The organism is Rhodoferax sp. XS2R6 (genome assembly GCF_056521365.1).
Genome location: NZ_JBWMAY010000005.1, coordinates 60817 through 80731, shown reverse-complemented (window position 1 = coordinate 80731; position 19915 = coordinate 60817). Strand labels below are relative to the sequence as shown.

The 19915-nt window shown below is 65.6% G+C and carries 17 protein-coding genes; 12 read left to right on the top strand and 5 right to left on the bottom strand.

From position 1 onward, the window contains the following. Positions 1-17 precede the first annotated feature (17 nt). The 3 genes from glcE to AC097A_RS16400 all read left to right on the top strand — a co-directional run bounded on the left by glcE (position 18) and on the right by AC097A_RS16400 (position 3243). Entirely contained in the window at positions 18-1169 is a 1152-nt protein-coding gene (gene glcE / locus AC097A_RS16410; RefSeq protein ID WP_479621655.1) for a glycolate oxidase subunit GlcE, read from the top strand. 9 nt (positions 1170-1178) lie between these two features. Then, positions 1179-2432, top strand: a complete 1254-nt coding sequence (gene glcF, locus AC097A_RS16405; RefSeq protein WP_479621654.1) for a glycolate oxidase subunit GlcF — start codon at positions 1179-1181, stop codon at positions 2430-2432. A gap of 64 nt (positions 2433-2496) precedes the next feature. Continuing rightward, the gene (locus AC097A_RS16400; protein WP_479621653.1) at positions 2497-3243 is read left to right on the top strand and encodes a FecR family protein; all 747 of its coding nucleotides are present in this window, start codon (positions 2497-2499) and stop codon (positions 3241-3243) included. A 21-nt stretch (positions 3244-3264) separates the two neighbouring features. Here AC097A_RS16400 and AC097A_RS16395 read toward each other — a convergent pair whose 3' ends face one another. The 3 genes from AC097A_RS16395 to AC097A_RS16385 form a co-directional block, all read right to left on the bottom strand. Further along, positions 3265-5226, bottom strand: a complete 1962-nt coding sequence (locus AC097A_RS16395) for a hypothetical protein (RefSeq protein WP_479621652.1) — start codon at positions 5224-5226, stop codon at positions 3265-3267. A gap of 11 nt (positions 5227-5237) precedes the next feature. After that, a complete protein-coding gene (locus AC097A_RS16390; RefSeq protein ID WP_315480494.1) occupies positions 5238-6158 on the bottom strand; it encodes a hypothetical protein in 921 nt (306 codons plus the stop codon). A gap of 81 nt (positions 6159-6239) precedes the next feature. Then, a complete protein-coding gene (locus AC097A_RS16385) occupies positions 6240-6725 on the bottom strand; it encodes a glutathione peroxidase (protein WP_315494262.1) in 486 nt (161 codons plus the stop codon). Between the two features lie 103 nt (positions 6726-6828). Here AC097A_RS16385 and AC097A_RS16380 point away from each other — a divergent pair, with 103 nt between their 5' ends. Beyond that, positions 6829-8055 carry a GGDEF domain-containing protein gene (locus tag AC097A_RS16380; RefSeq protein WP_479621651.1) on the top strand — a complete coding sequence of 409 codons (1227 nt, stop codon included), beginning with the start codon at positions 6829-6831 and terminating at the stop codon, positions 8053-8055. On the opposite strand, the gene lplT is transcribed toward AC097A_RS16380, so the two are convergent. Continuing rightward, positions 8052-9335, bottom strand: coding sequence for a lysophospholipid transporter LplT (lplT, locus tag AC097A_RS16375; protein WP_479621650.1), 1284 nt, complete (start codon positions 9333-9335; stop codon positions 8052-8054). The two genes, AC097A_RS16380 and lplT, sit on opposite strands and share 4 nt — an antisense overlap. 127 nt (positions 9336-9462) lie before the next feature. On the opposite strand from lplT, the gene alr reads away from it, so the two are divergent. Together alr and AC097A_RS16365 are read left to right on the top strand one after the other, a co-directional pair. After that, positions 9463-10557, top strand: coding sequence for an alanine racemase (gene alr, locus AC097A_RS16370; protein ID WP_479621649.1), 1095 nt, complete (start codon positions 9463-9465; stop codon positions 10555-10557). 10 nt (positions 10558-10567) lie between these two features. Then, the gene (locus tag AC097A_RS16365; RefSeq protein WP_479621648.1) at positions 10568-11779 is read left to right on the top strand and encodes an HD-GYP domain-containing protein; all 1212 of its coding nucleotides are present in this window, start codon (positions 10568-10570) and stop codon (positions 11777-11779) included. Positions 11780-11782: 3 nt separating this feature from the next. Here AC097A_RS16365 and AC097A_RS16360 read toward each other — a convergent pair whose 3' ends face one another. Continuing rightward, entirely contained in the window at positions 11783-14362 is a 2580-nt protein-coding gene (locus AC097A_RS16360) for a cation-translocating P-type ATPase (protein ID WP_479621647.1), read from the bottom strand. Between the two features lie 237 nt (positions 14363-14599). Between AC097A_RS16360 and radA the strand changes: the two genes are divergently transcribed. The 6 genes from radA to AC097A_RS16330 all read left to right on the top strand — a co-directional run bounded on the left by radA (position 14600) and on the right by AC097A_RS16330 (position 19912). Further along, positions 14600-15967, top strand: a complete 1368-nt coding sequence (gene radA, locus AC097A_RS16355) for a DNA repair protein RadA (protein WP_479621646.1) — start codon at positions 14600-14602, stop codon at positions 15965-15967. 103 nt (positions 15968-16070) lie between these two features. Next, positions 16071-16469: a DUF1924 domain-containing protein gene (locus AC097A_RS16350; RefSeq protein ID WP_236635365.1), complete on the top strand. Its 399-nt coding sequence runs from the start codon at positions 16071-16073 to the stop codon at positions 16467-16469. 41 nt (positions 16470-16510) lie between these two features. Next, complete coding sequence (locus tag AC097A_RS16345; protein WP_479621776.1) at positions 16511-17038, top strand: diheme cytochrome c; 528 nt, start codon at positions 16511-16513, stop codon at positions 17036-17038. Positions 17039-17078: 40 nt separating this feature from the next. Beyond that, the gene (locus tag AC097A_RS16340) at positions 17079-17846 is read left to right on the top strand and encodes a cytochrome b/b6 domain-containing protein (RefSeq protein ID WP_479621645.1); all 768 of its coding nucleotides are present in this window, start codon (positions 17079-17081) and stop codon (positions 17844-17846) included. 48 nt (positions 17847-17894) lie between these two features. Next, positions 17895-18563, top strand: coding sequence for a winged helix-turn-helix domain-containing protein (locus AC097A_RS16335; protein ID WP_479621644.1), 669 nt, complete (start codon positions 17895-17897; stop codon positions 18561-18563). Positions 18564-18565: 2 nt separating this feature from the next. After that, positions 18566-19912, top strand: coding sequence for an ATP-binding protein (locus tag AC097A_RS16330; protein WP_479621643.1), 1347 nt, complete (start codon positions 18566-18568; stop codon positions 19910-19912). Positions 19913-19915 lie beyond the last annotated feature (3 nt).

Here is a 19915-nt window from a genome sequence, read left to right as displayed (position 1 = left end):
GCCTTACCATCGGCGCCATGCAAGCTGCACCCTCTCTCCAAACACTGCTGGACCAGGTCTGCACCGCCGTGGCCGAACGCACCCCGCTGCAGATCCGTGGCGGCGGCAGCAAAGATTTTGTTGGCACTATCCAGCCCGCTCAGCTGCTCGATACGCGGGGCCATCGCGGCATCTTGGACTACGCCCCCAGTGAGCTGGTGGTGACCGTGGCGGCCGGTACACCGCTGGCCGAACTGGAAGCTGCACTGGCCGACAAGGGCCAGTGCCTGCCGTTTGAGCCACCCCACTTCGCTTGGTCGGGTGCCGACCGCGCTGCTACTGTCGGCGGTTTGGTGGCCAGCGGCCTGGCCGGCCCGGCCCGCGCGACTGTGGGCAGCGTGCGCGATTACGTGCTGGGTCTGCAGTGCATCAACGGCCAGGGCGAGCACCTCACCTTCGGCGGCCAGGTCATGAAAAACGTGGCGGGGTACGACGTCTCGCGCCTCATGGCCGGTGCCATGGGCACACTGGGGGTGATCACCCAGGTCTCGCTCAAGGTCTTGCCAGTGGCCCCGGCCGAGGCTACGTTGGTGTTTGGTCTGGACCAGGCCACGGCGCTGGAGCAGCTGCACCGCTGGGGTGGCGAGCCGCTGCCGCTCAACGCCAGCTGCTGGGTGCATGACCCCACGGCCCCCGGCGGCGGGCAAGACCTGCTGTTTGTGCGCCTGCGTGGTGCCGTGGCGGCGGTAGAAGCCGCCTGCCGCAAGATGCTGGCCGAGGTCCCCGGTGAACGCATGGACAACGCCCAAGCCGGCCCCGACTGGGCCCTGTGCCGCGACCAGCGCCTGCCGTTTTTTGCCGATGCACCTGCGCCCGAGCTGGCGTTATGGCGCCTGTCGGTGGCGCCCACCGCACCGGTGCTGGAGCTGCCCTGGCCACAGTTGGTGGAATGGCAGGGCGGGCTGCGCTGGCTCTGGGCGCCCCAGCAGGCAGGTGCCCAGTTGCAGACTGCGGCCCGCGCAGCCGGTGGGAATGCTACTGTTTTTGTAGCTGCTCGCGCAGATTCCATAAGGGCCGGGTGCCAATTTGATGCAAAAAACGCGGCCAAGGATGCGATCACCCAACGCCTGAAGGCGGCGTTTGACCCCCTGGGCCTGTTCAATCCGGGGCGCCTGTGCGCCGACCTGTGAGCGCTGACCATGCAAACCCAACTCGCCCCCGAATACCAGAACACGGCCGACGGCCAGGCCGCAGAGGCCATCCTGCGCAAATGTGTGCACTGCGGCTTCTGCACCGCCACCTGCCCCACCTACCAACTGCTGGGCGATGAGCTGGACGGCCCGCGCGGCCGCATCTACCTCATGAAGCAGGTGCTGGAAGGGCAGACACCCACACGCGCCACGCAGCTGCACTTGGACCGCTGCCTGACCTGCCGCAACTGCGAAAGCACCTGCCCCAGCGGGGTGGACTACGGCCACCTGGTGGACATCGGCCGCAAGCTGGTGGACGCCAAAGTACCGCGCCCGCTGGGCGAAAAAGCGGTGCGCTGGGCGCTGAAAGAAGGGCTGCCCTCACCGCTGTTTGCACCTGCCATGAAGCTGGGGCAATGGGTGCGCCCGCTGCTGCCGCAGGCGCTCAAAAACAAGGTGCCCGCGCCGCAGGCGTCTGGCTCCTGGCCCACGCGCCAGCACGCGCGCAAGGTGCTGATGCTGGAAGGCTGTGTGCAGCCCGCCATGGCCCCCAATATCAACAGCGCCACCGCCCGTGTGTTGGACGCGGCGGGGGTGCAGGTGCAGCGGGTGGCCAAGGCGGGCTGCTGCGGCGCCGTGAAGTTCCACCTCAACGACCAGGACGGCGGCAAGGCTCAAATGCGCGCCAACATCGACGCCTGGTGGCCCTATGTGGAGCAGGGCGCCGATGCGCTGGTGATGAATGCGTCCGGTTGCGGGGTGACTGTGAAGGAATACGGACACATCCTGCGTGATGACCCGCAGTACGCCGACAAGGCCGCCCGCATCAGCGCGCTCACACGTGACCTTAGCGAGCTGTTGCCCGAGTTGTTGCCCGCGCTCCAGGCCCGGCTGGGCGAGGGCGCACGGCAGCAGCCCGCGCTGGTGTTTCACCCGCCCTGCACCTTGCAACATGGGCAAAAACTCAAAGGGGGTGTGGAGACACACATGGCGGCGCTGGGCTTTGCGGTGCGCATCGCCGCCAACGAATCCCACTTGTGCTGTGGCTCGGCCGGCACTTATTCCGTGCTGAACCCCGAGATTTCCACCCAGCTGCGCGACCGCAAGCTGGGCCACCTGGCGCCCGCGGCGGACGAAGTCATCATCAGTGCCAACATCGGCTGTATCACCCATCTGCAGGGTGGCACGGCCACGCCCGTGCGGCACTGGGTGGAGGTGCTGGATGCGGCTTTGTCTGCCACGCAGCCTGCGTTCGCCGCATAATCTTGGCGAGTGGTCGCCCGTGTCGGGTGCCGCAGGTTGCACACGTTTGACCCAAGGGGGCCCCATGAACCCGTCCGACCACATTGATGACCCGCGCCGCCAGTGGCTGATCCAGGCGCTGGCCGCCGGATTCTTTGGCCCCGCCATGGGACTGGCCCAGGCGCAAAGCCTGTTTGGCAACCGTCCCAGCAAACTGCCACCCGGGCAGTCCATTTACAGCCTCAGCGGCAATGTGCGTGTCAACGACCAGCCCGCCACGCTGAGCACCCCCATCAAACCCGGCGACACCCTGCAGACCGCCAAGGACAGCCAGGTCATCTTTGTGGTCAACACCCATTCCATGATCTTGCGCGGCGACAGCAAGCTGGTCATTGAAGCCCCTGCCGGGGCGCCGGCCGACACGTCCATCAGCGGGCTGCTGATTGGTGGTTTGCGCATGGTTACGGGTAAGCTCCTGTCGGTGTCGCGCAACTCGCCCATGCGGGTCACCACGTCCACCTCCACCATTGGCATTCGGGGTACCGGTTTTTATGTGGAGTCCGACCCGGAACAGACCTACTTTTGTACGTGTTACGGCGCTACCGAAGTTCAGGCCAATGACGATCCGGAGAGCCGTGAGCAGGTGGTGGCGTCGCACCACGACCGGCCGCTCTACATCGTGAAGGACGGCGGCAAGGGCAAGAACATCCGCAACGCCCCGTTCCTGAACCACACCGACCAAGAACTGGCACTGATTGAAACCCTGGTGGGGCGCAAGACGCCGTTTGTGTTCGCCACCGACGCTTACAGCGGGCCGCGACGCGGGTACTGAAGACGGGGTGGGGTGCCCGCCTTATTCGGGGGCACCGTTCAAAATCCAGTTGAGGAAGGTGTCGTAGTAAATGCGGCCCGCATTGCCTGGTGCGAGGCTGGTGTTAAACCCCCCCACCAAATTACCCCCATGGTGATTTCCCGAGGGCTTGCGTAGCAGCGGGCTGGCCACGATGTCCGTGAAGTTGATGCGTCCGCGCAGCTCGGTGTAGAACCAATGGTCATCAGTGGCGTCAATGTCGTTGTCTGCATCGCGGTCAAAGTTGGAGTACCAGATGGGGGGCTGGCCGGAGTCACCCATCCCCGACGTGTGGCAGCCGGTGCAGGTGCCAGCGCCTTGCAAAATGGTTTTGATGTCACTGAAGCGCAGGGCGGACGGGGTGTAGGCCAGGGCCGCGTTCACGACGACCGTGAGCGTGGTGGCAGGGCTGGTGCGGCTGCCATTGCGGGTGACAAGTTGGACCACGTAGGTACCGTCCCCCAGGGTGTTGAGCGTGGCCTGTAGTGCTGTGGGGTTGGTGATGGTTGCGCCACCCACAGGGTCCGTGATGATTGACCACTCGTAGCTGCTGGAATAGAGGCTCATGGCTGCGGAGAGTGGTGTGCCTGGACCTTTCACCACACGGCCCGGCCCGGGGTCGGCCACCGGTGCACCGGGCTGGGTGGTCGTGTTGGTGTAGCCCATACCCAAGCCCGCCAGGTAGGTGCCCATGGGGGTGTAGGTACTGCTGCTGGCCCAGTAGTTGTCGTAAATCAGCTTGGCCAGCGGCATGTTGCCGCGGTCCAGCACGTGGGCCTTGATACGGGCTGAGTAACCATCAAACTTGGCAAAGGTGGCAAAGTCGATGTCGGACTGGTTGCCATTGCCACGCAGCAGGTGGCAGACCCGGCAGGCCTGTGCCTGGGTGTTGAGGTACAGCGCCGACTGCCCGGCCCAGCCAGCGGGCACATAGGTGTCGGTGGTGGCGGTGTTGGTTAGGGGCAGGCCGGCGCCGCCGTACATGTCTTTGAGGTGTTCGGCCACCGTGCCCTGGTATTCATTGCCAATGGCCGTGCGGCGGCAGGCATCTTCGCCCCCGGCTGCCGCCGTAATAGGCAGGGAGCACAGCACCATCTTGTTGATGGTCTTGATCTTGGCCTCCTGCATCAGGCGCGTGAAACCGGGTAGGCTGGAAAAGTCGAAGGAGGCGGGTTCCAGCGGATGCAACTGGGCAGCGATATCCCCCCGCACACCGCCCTGGTTGAAGCCCGTGGCATCGGCGGCCGATTTCACGTTCATCAGCCGCGGGAACAAGGGTTTGCCCGCCAAAGCGGGTGTCAGGGGGTCACCCCGCCCGCCGTGGCAGGAGGCACAGACCGTGGGCATTGCCTTGGCACCACGACCGTCCAGATTGCCCATCATCAGGCGCGCACCGGTGACCGGGTCGTAGGTGTAGAACTTGACGAACTTGATGGTGCCGCCCGGGCCGGGGCTGAACTCGATGGCATTGGTGCCCAGGTGCCATTTGGCCTCGGGCATCACAGCGGCCTCCAGGTTCAGTGCGTTGTACGCGCCGTAGGCCCCCACCATGTAGTTTTCCACTACAAAGGCCAGGGTGCCGTCAGGATTTTGGCGCGCCGTCATCTTGCGGCCATAGCCCAGGTCGCGCTGGTCGCCGACGATCACGGTCTCTTCGCCCAGCGTGCCTGCTGCGGTGCCAAACAGGTTTTTGGCCTTGAACTTGGCCAGCGTGTCGCGCTCATTGGCGGGGTCGATGGCCTCGTAATACGCGGTAGCGTAGGCCAGTGAGGCCACTTGCAGCGTGCCATCGTCCTGTTTTTGCGGGTTGGGAAACAGCAAAAAACTGTCGGGGCCACTGGTGGGGAGCGTGGTGCGGGCCGCGTTGGGGTCTACGTCGCCTGAGCTTCCGCCACCACCGCAGGCGACCAAAATCCAGGGCAATGCCAGACAGAGGCCGAGGGATGCGTTACGTTGCCACGGCATGCGGATCTCCCTTAAAAGCGCAACAGGTACGTTGCCAGCAGCTGGTTGCTGATGTAACTGCGCGGTGATGTGGCCCAGCTGGGCCGCAGCTCCGGCGTGGACTCCACGCGCCTCCAGGCCACATCGACGGACCCGTTGGGCCCCAACGAGTGGTTGTAGCCCACCGTGGTCAGCCAGGTGCTGCCATGGATCTTGTAGCTGAAAAACTGGCCACCGGTGAAGGCGTTGTCCAGCACAAACACCTTGGAGATGGTGACGTTCTCCAGCGAGGCGCGGCCGGTGGACACTACATCACCCACACGGTATTCAGCACCCAGGTACAGGGCCTTGCGGGCGCTCAGCGCGTAGTCCAGGTTCACGCGTGCCGAGGTGTCCACGGTGCTGAACACCTTGCTGGTGCTGAGCCGCTGGTTGCTGGCCAGTGCGGCAGACCAGCTGATCCGGTCGGTCAGGGGCTGGCTGATGGACAGCCCCAGGCTGTAGCGGTGGCCGTCGCGGACATCCGATTCGTAGTCCTCGAACTTGAACTTGGCAAACAGGCCCAGGGTGGGGGAAGAAAACTCGGAGGACTCGCGGTACTGCAGCTCTGCTTCCACGGCGGCGTCCAGGTGGCTAAGGCCGGCGTAGGTCTGGAAGCGCTCACCGCCCACGATGCCCGTGAGCAACAGGCGGCTTTGGGCCGACACGGGAAGCGTGAGGCCCTTGGAGATATTGACCGCATAGGCACTGTCGCTGAGCCGGTCGTTGCCTTCTTTGGCGCGGGTCACGTTGTCGTCCAGCGTCAGACCCACATCGAGCAACAAACCAAAACCGTTGCTGGTGTCTGCCAGCGCGGCCCAAGGGGCCGCCCACAGCAGGGCCAGCACCCAGGCCGTGCCTGGCAAGCCCCGCAGCAGGCTGGGGCGTGTACGCAATGACGGTGTAGAAGCCATGCCGACTGCCCCTCGCAAGAGCCACGATGTTAGTGAGTCTAAAGCAAGCCTTGCGGCTTGGATACAGCTACAAAGGGGGGCTCACGCCGCCAGCGCCGCCTCAATGTCTTGCGCCAGGCTGGCTGGTGTGTCGGTGGGGGCGTAGCGCTTGAGCACCTGGCCGTCCTTGCCGATCAGGAACTTGGTGAAGTTCCATTTGATGGCTTTGGTGCCCAAAAAGCCTGGTGCCTCTTTGACCAGCCACTGGTAGAGCGGGTGGGCGTCGCCACCGTTCACATCGATTTTGGCCATCATGGAGAAACTCACGCCGTAATTGAGCTGGCAGAACTCGGAAATTTCGTCGTTGCTGCCCTTGTCTTGTGCGCCAAACTGGTTGCACGGAAAGCCCAGCACCACCAGGCCCTTGTCGCCATACGCCTTGTGCAGCGCTTCCAGGCCGGCGAACTGGGGGGTAAAGCCGCAGGCGCTGGCGGTGTTGACGATCAGCAGGGGCTTGCCCTGGTACTGCTTCAGGGGGACCGACTGGCCGTTGATTTGCAGGGCGTCGAAGTCGTACACGGAAGACATGTCTGGGGCTTTCTCAGGTGGCGGGTCACCCACGATAGCATGTGTGAAAACACTTGTCCCTGCCGGATTTTGCTGAGAAGATTCTTGCCATCAAGGAGATGCGGTGAACAAAGCCCCCTGGTACCAGCCCTACGCGGACTGGCTGCGGCTAACCAAACAAGAATACGACCTGGTGCAGGGTGAGGGCACCATGGAGTCCCTGCGCCGCTTTCGCTGGGTGGTGGGCCTTATGGTGCCGCTGCACATTGCGCTGGCCCTGCTGCTGTCCGATTACGCGGCACCTGCCAACCACCCCGAACTGCGGCACTGGGCGCAAACGCTGGCACAGGCCCACTGGGTGGCCGCCGCGCTGGTGGCGGTGGCCGGGGCCCTGACCCAGTACGTGCTGCGCCAGGCGCGGGCCACGGCGGGGGCCATTGGCCTGCAGGTGCTGATTGCAGTTGGCTATATCTACTTCGGCGCCTACATTACCCTGGCCGACCTGGTGGCCAGTGCAGGCGCAGGCCTGTCCAGCTTCATGCTCATCTGCATCATGTTTGGCGTGTTAGGTCTGATGCGCCCGGCCATTTCGGTGCCGCTGTACCTTGGCACCTACCTGGTTTTTGCGCTGATGTTGCGCAACGCACCCATTCCCCCGGCGCACAACAACAGCCTGCACATCCTGGCTTTTTTCAGCCCGCTCATGGCCTTGCTGGCCTCGCTGATGGTCTGGAGCCAGTACGCCAAGGCCGTCATGTTGCGCCGCCAGCTCAGCCGCAGCAACCAGGCGCTGGTGGCCCAGCAACGCGAGCTGGCCTTTTTGGCCGACCACGACACCCTGACGGGCCTGTTCAATCGGCGTGAATTCATGCGCCAGGCCCAAATGGAGCTCAACCGCGCGGTGCGCGCAGGGGTGCACACCCACTGCGTGATGGTGGACCTGGACTACTTCAAAAAAGTCAACGATGTGCATGGCCACCCGGTGGGCGACGCCATGCTGCAGCACGTGGCGGCTGTGCTGCTGCGTGGCGTGCGCAGCACCGACACCGTAGCGCGGCTGGGCGGCGAGGAGTTCATTGTGCTGCTGCCCGATACGGCACGCCCGGGTGCCTGCGATGTGGCCGAGAAGCTGCGCCTGCTGGTGCGCTCTACGCCGCTGGTCTACCTGGGGGTGGAGCTGCCCATCACCGCCAGCTTTGGCGTGAGCGGCACCGCGCAGGGGCAAAAGGTGGTGGTGGAGAGCATCTACGCCGCAGCCGACCGGGCGCTCTATGTGGCCAAACAGCTGGGCCGTGACCAGGTGCAGTACGCCGCGCCCGAAGTTTCGGAGCTTGCGGCGCCCCCGGCCTAACCGTGCAGGTTGTCGTTGCGAGCGATGTCCAGCAGGTGGGTCACTTCGGCCGCGTGTTCGCGGCAGTTGCGCTCGTGCCAGCGTTTGATCCACCACATGAAGCCCGCCACCACCACGCCAAACACGGTAATGGCGCCAAAGGCCGACAGGCCCATGCCGGTGGACAGGCTGTAGAACGCGCCCAGGCCCAAAATGCAGGCCTGTTCGTTGAAGTTTTGCACGGCAATGGAGCGGCCCGCGCCCATCAGGTTGTGGCCGCGGTGTTGCAGCAATGCATTCATGGGCACCACCAAAAAGCCGCCCAGGCCACCCAGCAAAATCAGGAAGGGTGCGGCCACCCACACATTGTTGATGAAGTTCAGCAGAATCACCAAAAGGCCCATGGCAATGCCCAGCGGCATCACGTTCACCGCATGCTCCAGCCGCATGCGCAGTGAGGCCGCCACCGCGCCCACGGCGGTGCCAATCGCCACCACCCCCACCAATGCCGAGGCCTGTGTCACGCTGTAACCCAACGCCGCCGAGGCCCAGGCCAGCACGATGTAGCGCAGGTTGCCGCTCACGCCCCAGAACAGCGTGGTGGTGCTCAGCGAAATCTGGCCCAGGCGGTCTTTCCACAGCTTGATGTTGCAGTGCCAGAAGTCGGGCAGCAGGGTCAGCAGGTTCTTGGGCATGGCGCGCATGGACACGCCGGTGTCGGGGATGCGCGTGTTGAACCAGGCCGCAGCCAGGTAGATAAAGATCAGGATGCCAATCGCTGCTTCGGGTGCTGTGTCGATGCTGGTGTCAATCAGCGGGAAGTCAAAGGAGAGCAGGGCCTGCGAGATCATGGGGCTGACCAGCTGGCCGCCCAGCAGCACGCCCAGAATGATGGAAGAAATGGTGAGCCCCTCGATCCAGCCATTGGCCTTGACCAACTGGCTGGCGGGCAGCAGCTCGGTCAGGATGCCGTACTTGGCCGGCGAGTAGGCCGCCGCACCCAGGCCCACGATGGCGTAGGACATCAGCGGGTGGGTGCCAAACAGCATTAGCAGGCAACCCACAATCTTGATGCCATTGCTGATCAGCATCACCCGGCCTTTGGGCATGGCGTCGGCGAACGCCCCGACAAAAGGCGCCAACACCACGTAAAACAGGGCAAACATGGGGACGAGCGCGGCTTGCTGCCATTCCGGTGCACCACTGCTGCGCAGCAACTGCACGGCTCCCACAAACAAGGCATTGTCGGCCAGCGAGCTAAAAAACTGCGCTGACATGATGGTGTAAAAACCGCGTTTCATGGGTGGGGGATAAGGCACATTAGCGTGACTAATGCGCTAGGTATTGTTGTAGGTCTCCAAACGTGCTGCGGTTATAGCATGCCGCTGAATGTCAAAATCTTTGTAGTTTCACGCCCCAATTGCCCCCATGCCCCGCCCCATCCAAGCCACCATCCACCCCCAATCCCTGCGCCACAACCTGGAGGTGGCGCGCCGCGCCGCGCCCGATGCGCGGGTCTGGGCGGTGGTCAAGGCCAATGCCTACGGGCACGGCATCGAGCGGGCGTTTGACGGCCTGCGCGGCGCCGACGGCATTGCCCTGCTGGACCTGGACGAGGCCCAGCGCGTGCGCAAGCTGGGCTGGCGCGGCCCCATCCTCTTATTGGAAGGTGCGTTCGACCAGCGCGACCTGGAGTTGTGTTCGCGCCTGGGCCTGTGGCACACGGTGCACTGCGAGGAGCAGATCAACATGTTGGCCATCCACAAGACCAACGAGCCGCACCGGGTGTTCCTCAAGGTCAACTCCGGCATGAACCGCCTGGGCTTCCAGCCCGAGCAGGTGCGCTCGGCCTGGACGCGGCTGAACGCGCTGCCCCAGGTGGACGAGATTTCGCTGATGACCCACTTCAGCGACGCCGATGGCCCCAAGGGCATAGAGGCGCAGATGGCCGTCTTCAAGGCTGCCACCGACGACCTGCCCGGTGAGCGCACGGTGAGCAACAGCGCCGCCACGCTGCGCCACTCCGGCCCCGGCCTGGTGTCCGACTGGGTGCGCCCCGGCATTGCCGTGTACGGCAGTGCGCCCGACTATCCCGAGCACAACGCCGCCCACTGGGGCCTGCAGCCAACCATGACGCTTGCTGCAAAAATCATAGCTGTCCGCGCACTATCTACGGGAGATACGGTCGGATATGGCTCCAATTTTGTGGCCGACCGGCCGATGCGCATTGGCGTGGTGGCCTGTGGCTATGCCGACGGCTACCCGCGCCTGTGCCCCACCGGTACCCCGGTGCTGGTGGACGGCGTGCGCACCCGCACCGTGGGCCGCGTGAGCATGGACATGGTGACCGTGGACCTGGAGCCCGTGCCCCAGGCCGGCATGGGCAGTGAGGCCACGCTCTGGGGCCGCGCTGCCAACGGCACGGTGCTGTCCATTGACGAGGTGGCTGCCAGTGCCGGCACCGTGGGCTATGAGCTCATGTGTGCACTGGCCCTGCGCGTGCCCGTGGTGGTGGCTGACTGAAGCGCCCGCCTTGAAGTACGTCCCTATTCCGGTCGCCCTGCTTGCCATCGGGCGGCCCATCCCGGTCAATATCTGGAGCGACACCGGCCAGCTCTTGCTGCGCAAGGGCCAGCCTGTCGTCTCTGAGCAGCACCGCGACAAGCTGCATGCCTTCAATGCCTCGTCCACCCCCAGCGACGCACTGGCCTGGCAGCGCGCCTACGAGCGTATGGTGCACGAGCTGCTGCGCGACGGTGTGGACGTGATGACGATTGCCCAGGCCGGCATGCCCAGCGAGATCCGCGAGGCCGACTACGTGGTGGGCGCCCAGCTCAGCGGCGGCTGGCTGGATTTGCAGGAGGTGCTGCGCGGCATCCTGTACCAGGGCGGCCTAGCCATCAACCCGCTGAACCGGCTCGACGGCATCGCCCGCAAGCTGCTGGCCCTGCTGGAGGCCGATTCCGACGACAGCCTGTTCTGCCTGTTCCAGGCCCTGGCCGATGACAGCCTGGGCTACTGCGCCACCCACGCCCTGCTGTGCGGTGTGGTCAGTGCGCTCACAGCGCACAAGCTGGGGCTGGACCCGCATGCGCGGCGCAGCCTGGTGGACGCCGCCCTGACCATGAACATCGCCATGGCGCGCGACCAGGACAGCCTGGCGCGCCAGGCCACGCCACTGACCGACTGGCAGCGCACCCTGATCCGCGAACACCCCGAGCGCAGCGCCGCCATCCTGCAATCCTTTGGGGTGGACGACCCCGACACCCTGGACCTAGTGCGCTGGCACCACGCACCCGACACGGCCGAGGCCCTGCCCCGCAACCTGCGCGCCCGCAAAATCCTGAGCACGGCCGACGCCTTTGTGGCCAAGATGGCCGCGCGCAAAACCCGCGCGCCCCTCTCGCCGCTGGGCGCGGCCAAGTCCATCTACCTGGCGGCCGAGGGCGATGCCGCCGCCGTGGGCGCCGCCATGGCAACGGTCATGGGCTTTTACCCGCCCGGCACCTATCTGCTGCTGGCCAACGGCGACACCGCCGTGGCCGTGCAGCGCGGCGCCAAGGCCACTACGCCGTGGGTGGTGGGGGTGATGGACAAAAACAGCATGCCCATTACGCGCTACCAGGCCGTCGAGGCGGTGGGTGGCGAGACCAGCATCGTCGCGCCGGTGAACTTCGAGACCGTCAAGCTCGCCATCAGCGCGGACAAAGTGCGCCGTGCCCGCGAGCGGATTCCAAAGCCCTAAGCGTCACGTTATGGATGGTGGGCGCTGCCAGGCCTTGAGCGCCTCAAACCATGCCACACACAGCAGGCCGAGCCCACCTGCGAGCGCCAGCCCGACACCCGGCAACGGCGCAAATGCAAACAGGCGCTGCAGCCCGGGCACATAGACAGCGGCCAGGGTCAGCAGCAACGCCAAGCCGGCCACCACCCGCAGCGTGCGGTTGGGCGTGCCCACCGAACGCCACAGCGGCAGGTGGCTGCGGTTGCAAAAAATCAGGCCCAGATTGCCCAGCACCAGCGTGATGAACGCCAAGGCCCTTCCGCCGTCCTCTCCCCACTGGCCCATCGCCCACCACTGCGCCGCCATCACCACGGCAAGGGCCCCAGCGCCCTGCAGCAGGGCAAGCCCCAGGGTGCGCCGGCCTAACAAGGGGGCTTGCACATCGCGTGGGGGCTTGCGCATGCCATCGGCCTCGGTGGGTTCGTTTTCAAACACCATGGAGCAGGCCGGGTCGATCACCAGCTCCAGAAACGCGATGTGCAGCGGAAACAGCACCGTGGGCCAACCCAGCAGCACCGGCAGCAGGGCCATGCCGGCAATCGGTACGTGCACCGCCAGGATGTAGGACATGGACTTGCGCACATTGTCAAAAATGCGCCGCCCCAGCCGGATGGCCCCCACGATAGAGGCAAAGTTGTCGTCCAGCAGCACCAGGGCGGCGGACTCGCGTGCCACGTCGGTGCCGCGCCCGCCCATGGCAATACCCACATGGGCCGCTTTCAGTGCGGGGGCGTCGTTCACGCCGTCACCGGTCATGGCCACCACCTGGCCGTCGGCCTGCAGGGCCTGCACAATGCGCAGCTTTTGCGCCGGGGCCACGCGGGCACACACGGCCACCTCGCGCATGCGGGCGCGCAGGGCGGCATCGTCCAGCGTGGCAATTTCGTCACCGCTCAGCACCCCGGCCGCATTGCCCTGGGCCAGGCCGGCGGTTTGCGCAATGGCATGGGCGGTGGCGGGGTAGTCACCGGTGATCATCACCACCCGAATGCCGGCCGTGTGGCACTGGGCCACGGTTTCGGGAATGCCAGGGCGCAGCGGGTCTTGCAAGCCCAGCAGGCCGACAAACTGGAAGGTGAAGTCGTGTTCCTGCGCGGGCCAGTCGGTGCCCTCAAACTGGCCTTGCGCCACCCCTAGCACCCGCAGGCCCTGCCCGGCCATGGCGTCCACGGCGGCGGCAATGCGCTGGCGCTCGACCTCGGGCAAGTGGCACAGGTCCACCACGGCTTCGGGCGCGCCCTTGGCGGCCACGATGCGGGTGTTGTCTCGGGTCACCGTCCACACATGGGACATGGCGCGCAGCTGGGGCGTCAGGCCGTACTCGCGCACCAGAGTCCAGTCGCGGTGCAGGTGTTCGGTGCCCTGCAAAAAGTGCGCGCCCAGGCGGTGAAAGGCCAGCTCCATCGGGTCGTACGGGTCTTGCACACTGGCCAGAATGGCGAATTCGGCCACGGTGTGGAAGGCCTCTGGCAGTTCGGATTGCTCGCTGTAGTCCACGGCCAGTGTGGCGTCGGCCTGCGCGCCGCCATAGGCGTAGAGCTGGGCCACGGTCATGCGGTTTTCGGTCAGGGTGCCGGTTTTGTCCACACACAGCACCGAGGTCGCGCCCAGCGTCTCGATGGCGGCAATGCGCCGGGTCAGCACCTGCAGTTTGGACAGGCGCCACGCGCCCAAGGCCGGTAGCACGGTTAGCACCACGGTGAACTCTTGCGGCAGTAGCGCCATGGCGAGCGCAATGCCGGCCAGCACGGCGCCCATCCAGTCGCCGCGCATCAGGCCGTAGGCCAGCACCAGGCACACGCTGGCGGCCAGCGCCACTACCGCCAGTGTGCGCACCAGCCGCGCCGTCTGCGCGCGCAGCGGCGAGGCTTCGGCCTGCAGGCTTTGCAAGGCGCTGCCAATGCGGCCCATGGCGGTGCGTTCGCCGGTGGCCAGCACGCGCGCCGTGCCATGCCCTTTAACCACCAGCGTGCCGCAGTACAAAAACGGTGTCTGGTTACCGCCGGCCTGTGGTGGCAGGGTGGTCGGGGTGTCGCCACCTGCCGGTGCGGCCAGCTTGTCCACCGGAGTGGATTCCCCGGTCAGCAGCGATTCGTCGGCCATCACCTCGCTGCCGTCCAGCAGCACGGCGTCGGCGGCAATGCGGTCGCCCTCGGCCACCACCAGCAGGTCGCCCACCACCACGTCCTGCCCGGCAATGCGCTGGGGCTGGCCATCGCGCAGCACCAGCGCGCGCGGGCTGGAGAGCTGGCGCAGGGCCTGCATGGCACGTTCAGTTTTCCCTTCCTGGTACAGCGTGAGCCCCAGCACTACGACCACCAAGCCCATCAATATGCCGCCCTCCTGCCAGTCGCCCAACACGCCGTACAACACGGCGGCGGCCAGCAGCAGCATGAACATGGGCTCCTTCAGCGTTTCCTGCACGATGGCGGCCAGCCGGCGCGGTTGCTCACCCGGCAGCACATTGGGGCCGTCGGTCAGCAGGCGCTGCGCTGCCTCGGTCTGGCTCAGGCCAGTCGTCGTGTTTTGTGGTGAAATTGGCATCTAGCCCTCATGGAGTATGCGCGAGCAGCTCCTGAAACCATAGCAAAATGAAGTCGCTTGGAGGCAACTGCACTGCCCGCGTTGGATGATGCACCCCCCCACCTGTGGCCGTGGGTGCGCCAGCGTACGGTCTGCCGCGGGGGCGGACCCTGATGTGGCGCAAACATCGCCCAAAAGCCGGCCAGCCACCGGCTGTGACGGCTTGGTATCTGTAAATACATACAGTATTATTCGGCCATGGCCAAAGACAAAACCGTTTACACCTGCAACGAATGCGGCGGCATCAGCCCCAAGTGGCTGGGCAAATGCCCGCACTGCCAGGCCTGGAACACACTGATCGAGTCGGTGGCCAGCAGCGACGGTCCGGCCAAAAACCGCTTCGCCTCGCTGGCCAAAACCGCCGAAGTGGCGGTGCTGTCCGACATCGAAGCCTCGGATGTGGAGCGCACCCCCACCGGCCACGAGGAGCTGGACCGCGTGCTGGGCGGCGGCATGGTGGAGGGCGGTGTGGTGCTGATTGGCGGCGACCCCGGCATTGGCAAGTCCACGCTGCTGTTGCAGGCGCTGGATTCGCTGCAGCGCTCGGGCAAAAACACCCTGTATGTGACGGGCGAAGAGAGTGGGGCGCAGGTGGCGCTGCGCTCACGCCGCCTGGGGCTGGACCACAGCCAGGTGCGCGTGCTGGCCGAAATCCAGCTCGAAAAAATCCTCGCCACGCTGGAAGCGAATCGCCCCGATGTGGCGGTGATCGACTCCATCCAGACGGTGTATTCCGAACAACTCACCAGCGCCCCAGGCTCAGTCGCCCAGGTGCGCGAATGCGCGGCCCACCTGACCCGCGCCGCCAAGGCCAGCGGCACCGCCATCGTGCTGGTCGGCCATGTGACCAAGGAAGGCGCCTTGGCCGGCCCGCGTGTGCTGGAGCACATGGTGGACACGGTGTTGTACTTCGAGGGCGACACCCACAGCCAGTTCCGCCTGGTGCGCGCCATCAAGAACCGCTTTGGCGCGGTCAACGAAATCGGCGTCTTCGCCATGACGGAAAAAGGCCTCAAGGGCGTGAGCAACCCCAGCGCCATCTTCCTGAGCCAGCACGCCGAGCCTGTGCCCGGCAGCTGTGTGATGGTCACGCTGGAAGGCACGCGCCCGCTGCTGGTCGAGATCCAGGCGCTGGTGGACAGCGGCGGGCCGTCGCCACGGCGCCTGTCGGTGGGCCTGGACAAAGACCGCCTGGCCATGCTGCTGGCCGTGTTGCACCGCCATGCTGGCGTAGCGTGTATGGACCAGGACGTGTTCATCAACGCCGTGGGTGGCGTGCGCATCGGCGAGCCCGCGGCTGACTTGGCGGTGATGCTCTCCATCACCTCCAGCCTGCGCGGCAAGCCGCTGCCCAAGGGCTTCATCGCCTTTGGCGAAGTGGGGCTGGCCGGTGAGGTGCGCCCGGCACCGCGCGGGCAGGAGCGCCTGAAGGAAGCCGCCAAGCTGGGTTTCAGCGTGGCCGTGGTGCCCAAAGCCAATGCGCCCAAAAAGCCCATAGACGGCATGACCATCCATGCCGTGGACCGGGTGGAAGAAGCCATGAACGTGGTGCGCGGGCTGGGTTAACGCACAGGCACCCTCGGCAGTGCGTCCCCTATGGGGGGCGTCTTTTATTGCCTTAAGTCCCCGTTAATGTGTGCTTCCTACCATGCAAGGCATGGAGGTTTTTATGCACCGTTTTCGTCGCACTCTGCTGCCTTTGTTGGCTGCCGGTTTGTGCACCACTGCTGTGTGGGCCGGCAGCCCCGCTGAGCAACTGAACGCCCTGTCCACCCAGGCCGGCCGCAGTCCCAACCCGGGCCAAGGGCAGCAGTTTTTCAATGCAAAACACGGCCGTGAGTGGAGCTGCGCGTCCTGCCACAACGCCCTGCCCACTGGCGACGCCAAACACGCGAGCACGGGCAAAGCCATCACCCCGCTAGCACCCGCGTTCAACCCCGAGCGGTTTACCGATCCGGCCAAGAGCGAGAAGTGGTTCCGCCGCAATTGCAACGACGTGCTGGCCCGCGAGTGCACCGCCGCCGAGAAGGCCGATGTGCTGGCCTGGCTGATCAGCCTCAAACGCTGACGGCCCACGGAACGCCAACCCCAAAGAAATTTATGCCAAACATGCCTCTAGACCCCGTGCAATATGCGCAAACAGCTCCTAAATGGATAGCAATTTGGGCCTTGGCCGGCTTGACAGTGGGTAGCGCCTGGGCCGACTCCAAAGGCCCCATGGTGCCGCCCCTGCCCAAGTACCAGGCCGAATGTGCGGCCTGCCACATCGCCTACCCGGCGGGCATGTTGCCCGCAGCGTCTTGGAAGCGGGTCATGGGTTCGCTGGACAAACACTATGGCACCGACGCGTCGCTGGACGAAGCCAGTGTGCGCGAGATCAGCCAGTGGCTGCAGGTGAACGCCGGTACTTACAAGCGGGTGCGCGAGGAGCCACCGCAAGACCGTATCTCCACCTCGGCCTGGTTTGTGCGCAAGCACGATGAACTGGACCCCGCCATCTGGAAACAGGCTGCGGTCAAGAGCGCGACCAACTGCATCGCCTGCCACACGCGGGCTGACAAAGGCAGCTTCAGTGAACGCGAAATCACTTTCCCCAAAGGCCTGGACGCGCGCTTTCGCCGCCACTGGGCCGACTGACTGACCTTTCACCCCCTTGCCCTGTTTGACGAGGCTCCCCATGACCACCACCACTTTTCCCTCTGTCGCCGCACCCGCACAAGCTGCGCGTCGCCGTGTGGTGGACGCGCCCACCCGCGTCTTTCACTGGCTGTTTGCCCTGAGCTTTCTAGGCGCTTACCTCACCGCCGATGGCGAGCGCTTTCGCCTGCTGCACGTCACGCTGGGCTACACCATGGCGGGCTTGTTGGTCTTTCGGGTGCTGTACGGTCTGCTGGGGCCGCGCCAGGCGGGCCTGGCCTTGTTATGGCGAAAGCTCAGCGGGCTCTGGCCCTGGGCGCAATCGCTCAAGGCCGCCGTGAACACCACTGCGAAAGTGGACGCACCCCCGGCGGTGAACTGGCGCCAGGGGCAAAACCTGTTCATGGCGCTGGCCATCGTGGCCTTGCTGGTGCTGGTGCTGCCACTCACGCTGTCGGGTTACGCCACCTATAACGAATGGGGCGACTTTCTGGGGGGTGACTGGATCGAGGACGTGCACGAATTCTTTGGCAACACCGTGCTGGCCGTGGTGCTGGCGCACATTGCCGCCATCGTGGCCTTAAGTGTGTTGCGCCGCAAGAATCTGGTGACGCAGATGGTGACCGGCCGTGCCGATGGAGCGGGCCCGGACCTCGCCAAGCGCAACCACGGCGGGTTGGCGGCCTTGCTGCTGTGTGCCGTGTTGGCGTACTGGACTTGGGAGTGGCAGCAGTCGCCCCAAGGGCTGATCTCCGGGTCAGCGCTCAGCGCTGTGCTGAGTGGGCAAGGTGATGACGAGGACGACTGAGCAACCGCCATGCACAATCGTCTGACCAGTACCCACGGAGTCCATTGAATGCGCGTGTTGCTTGCCGAAGACGATGCCATGTTGGGCGATGGCCTGCGGGCCGGGCTGCGCCAGCTGGGGTTTCAGGTGGACTGGGTGCGCGACGGCATGGCGGCCGAGCGCGAGTTGTCGGGCGGCGAGTACACCGCCGCCGTGCTGGACCTGGGTTTGCCAAGCAAAGACGGTTTGGATGTGCTGCAGGCCCTGCGCAGCGCTGGCGTGTCCACCCCGGTGCTGGTGCTGACCGCGCGCGATGCCGTGCCCGACCGCATCCGCGGGCTGGATCTTGGGGCCGATGACTATGTGCTCAAGCCTGTGGACTTGCATGAACTGGCGGCGCGCCTGCGCTCGCTGGTGCGGCGCTCCCACGGGGTGGCGCAAGAGGTTTTGCAGATGGGCGTCTTGGCGCTGGAGCCCGGCACCCGCCGGGTGCTCTGGCGAGGTGCGGAGGTGACCTTGTCCACCCGCGAATTTGATCTGTTGCATGCGCTGATGCGCAGTGCAGGGCGGGTGCTCTCGCGCGAGCAGCTGGAGCAGCAGATGTACAGCTGGGGCCACGAGGTGGAGAGCAACGCCATTGAGGTGCACATCCACCACCTGCGGCGCAAGCTGCAGGCCGATGCCATCCAGACCGTGCGGGGCGTGGGCTACCGCGTCAACCCGCAGCCGGGCGCCTGACCATGGAGGCCGGCCGCTCGCTGCAACTGCGCCTGCTGGTGCTGTTGTCCGTCTCCCTGACCCTGGTGTGGTTGGCTGTGGCCGCGTGGACGTGGGTGGACGCCCGCCACGAAGTCGACGAACTCATGGACAGCCACCTGGCCCAGGCGGCCTCCATCTTGGTGGTGCAGCCGCTGGATTTGGAGGACGATGCTGTGGCCGATGCCCCGGCCTTGCACAAATACAGCGCACGCGTGGCGTTTCAAGTGTTCCATGAAGGCACCTTGGTCATGCGCTCGGCCAACGCTGGAATCGAGCCTCTGAGCGATGCACGCCGCGGCTTTGATACGGTGCGCCACGGCGGTGAAAACTGGCGTGTGTTTGCCACGCGTGGCGCCGAGGGCGATGTGCAGGTGTACGTGGGCGAGCAGGTCGACTCGCGCAATGACATCGTCTGGGCCATGTTGCGCGGCATGTTGCTGCCCATGGCGCTGGCCTTGCCCGTGCTCGCAGCCTTGCTCTGGTGGGCGGTGCACCGGGCGCTGCTGCCGCTGCGCACACTGGGCCACACCTTGGGCCAGCGTGCGCCCGATGCCCTCAGCCCGGTGGTGGTACCCGATGTGCCGTCTGAGATGCAACCGCTGGTGGCTGAACTCAATGGCCTGCTGGCCCGCATTGAGCGCATGGTGCAAAGCGAGCGCCGATTTACGGCGGATGCCGCGCACGAGCTGCGCACGCCGATTGCGGCCATCCGCGCCCAAGCCCAGGTGGCTTTGGGTGCCGGGGCCGATGCAGGCCAGCGCGACCTGGCTTTGCACACCACCCTGGCTGGGTGCGACCGGGCCGCGCATTTGGTGGACCAGTTGCTTGCGCTGGCCCGCCTGGAAGCCGGAACCACGGTGCCCGCGGCAGATGTCTGCGATCTGCGGGCTCTGGCCCAGCAGGTGGCCGCAGACTTAGCCCCTGCGGCACTAACCCGCGGGCAGGACTTGGCGCTGGATGCGGATGGGGATGCGGCCTGTGCCGTTTCCGCGCAGGCGACCTGGTTGACCATGCTACTGCGCAACCTGCTGGACAACGCCCTGCGCTATAGCCCCGACGGTGCGCGCGTGCTGGTTCGTGTGGCTTGCACACCCGAGCGGGTGGTGCTGGATGTGCACGACAGCGGCCCAGGCATGGCCAGTGCCGACATGCAGCGCCTGGGCGAGCGGTTTTTCCGGGTGCTGGGGCATACGCAGTCTGGCAGCGGCCTGGGCTGGTCTATCGTGCGCCGTATTGCCGATGTGACCGGGGCGCAGGTGACTGTGCAGTCGTCGGCGTTGCTGGGCGGACTGCAGGTTCAGGTGGCATGGCCCGGCCTGCGAAAATAGGTG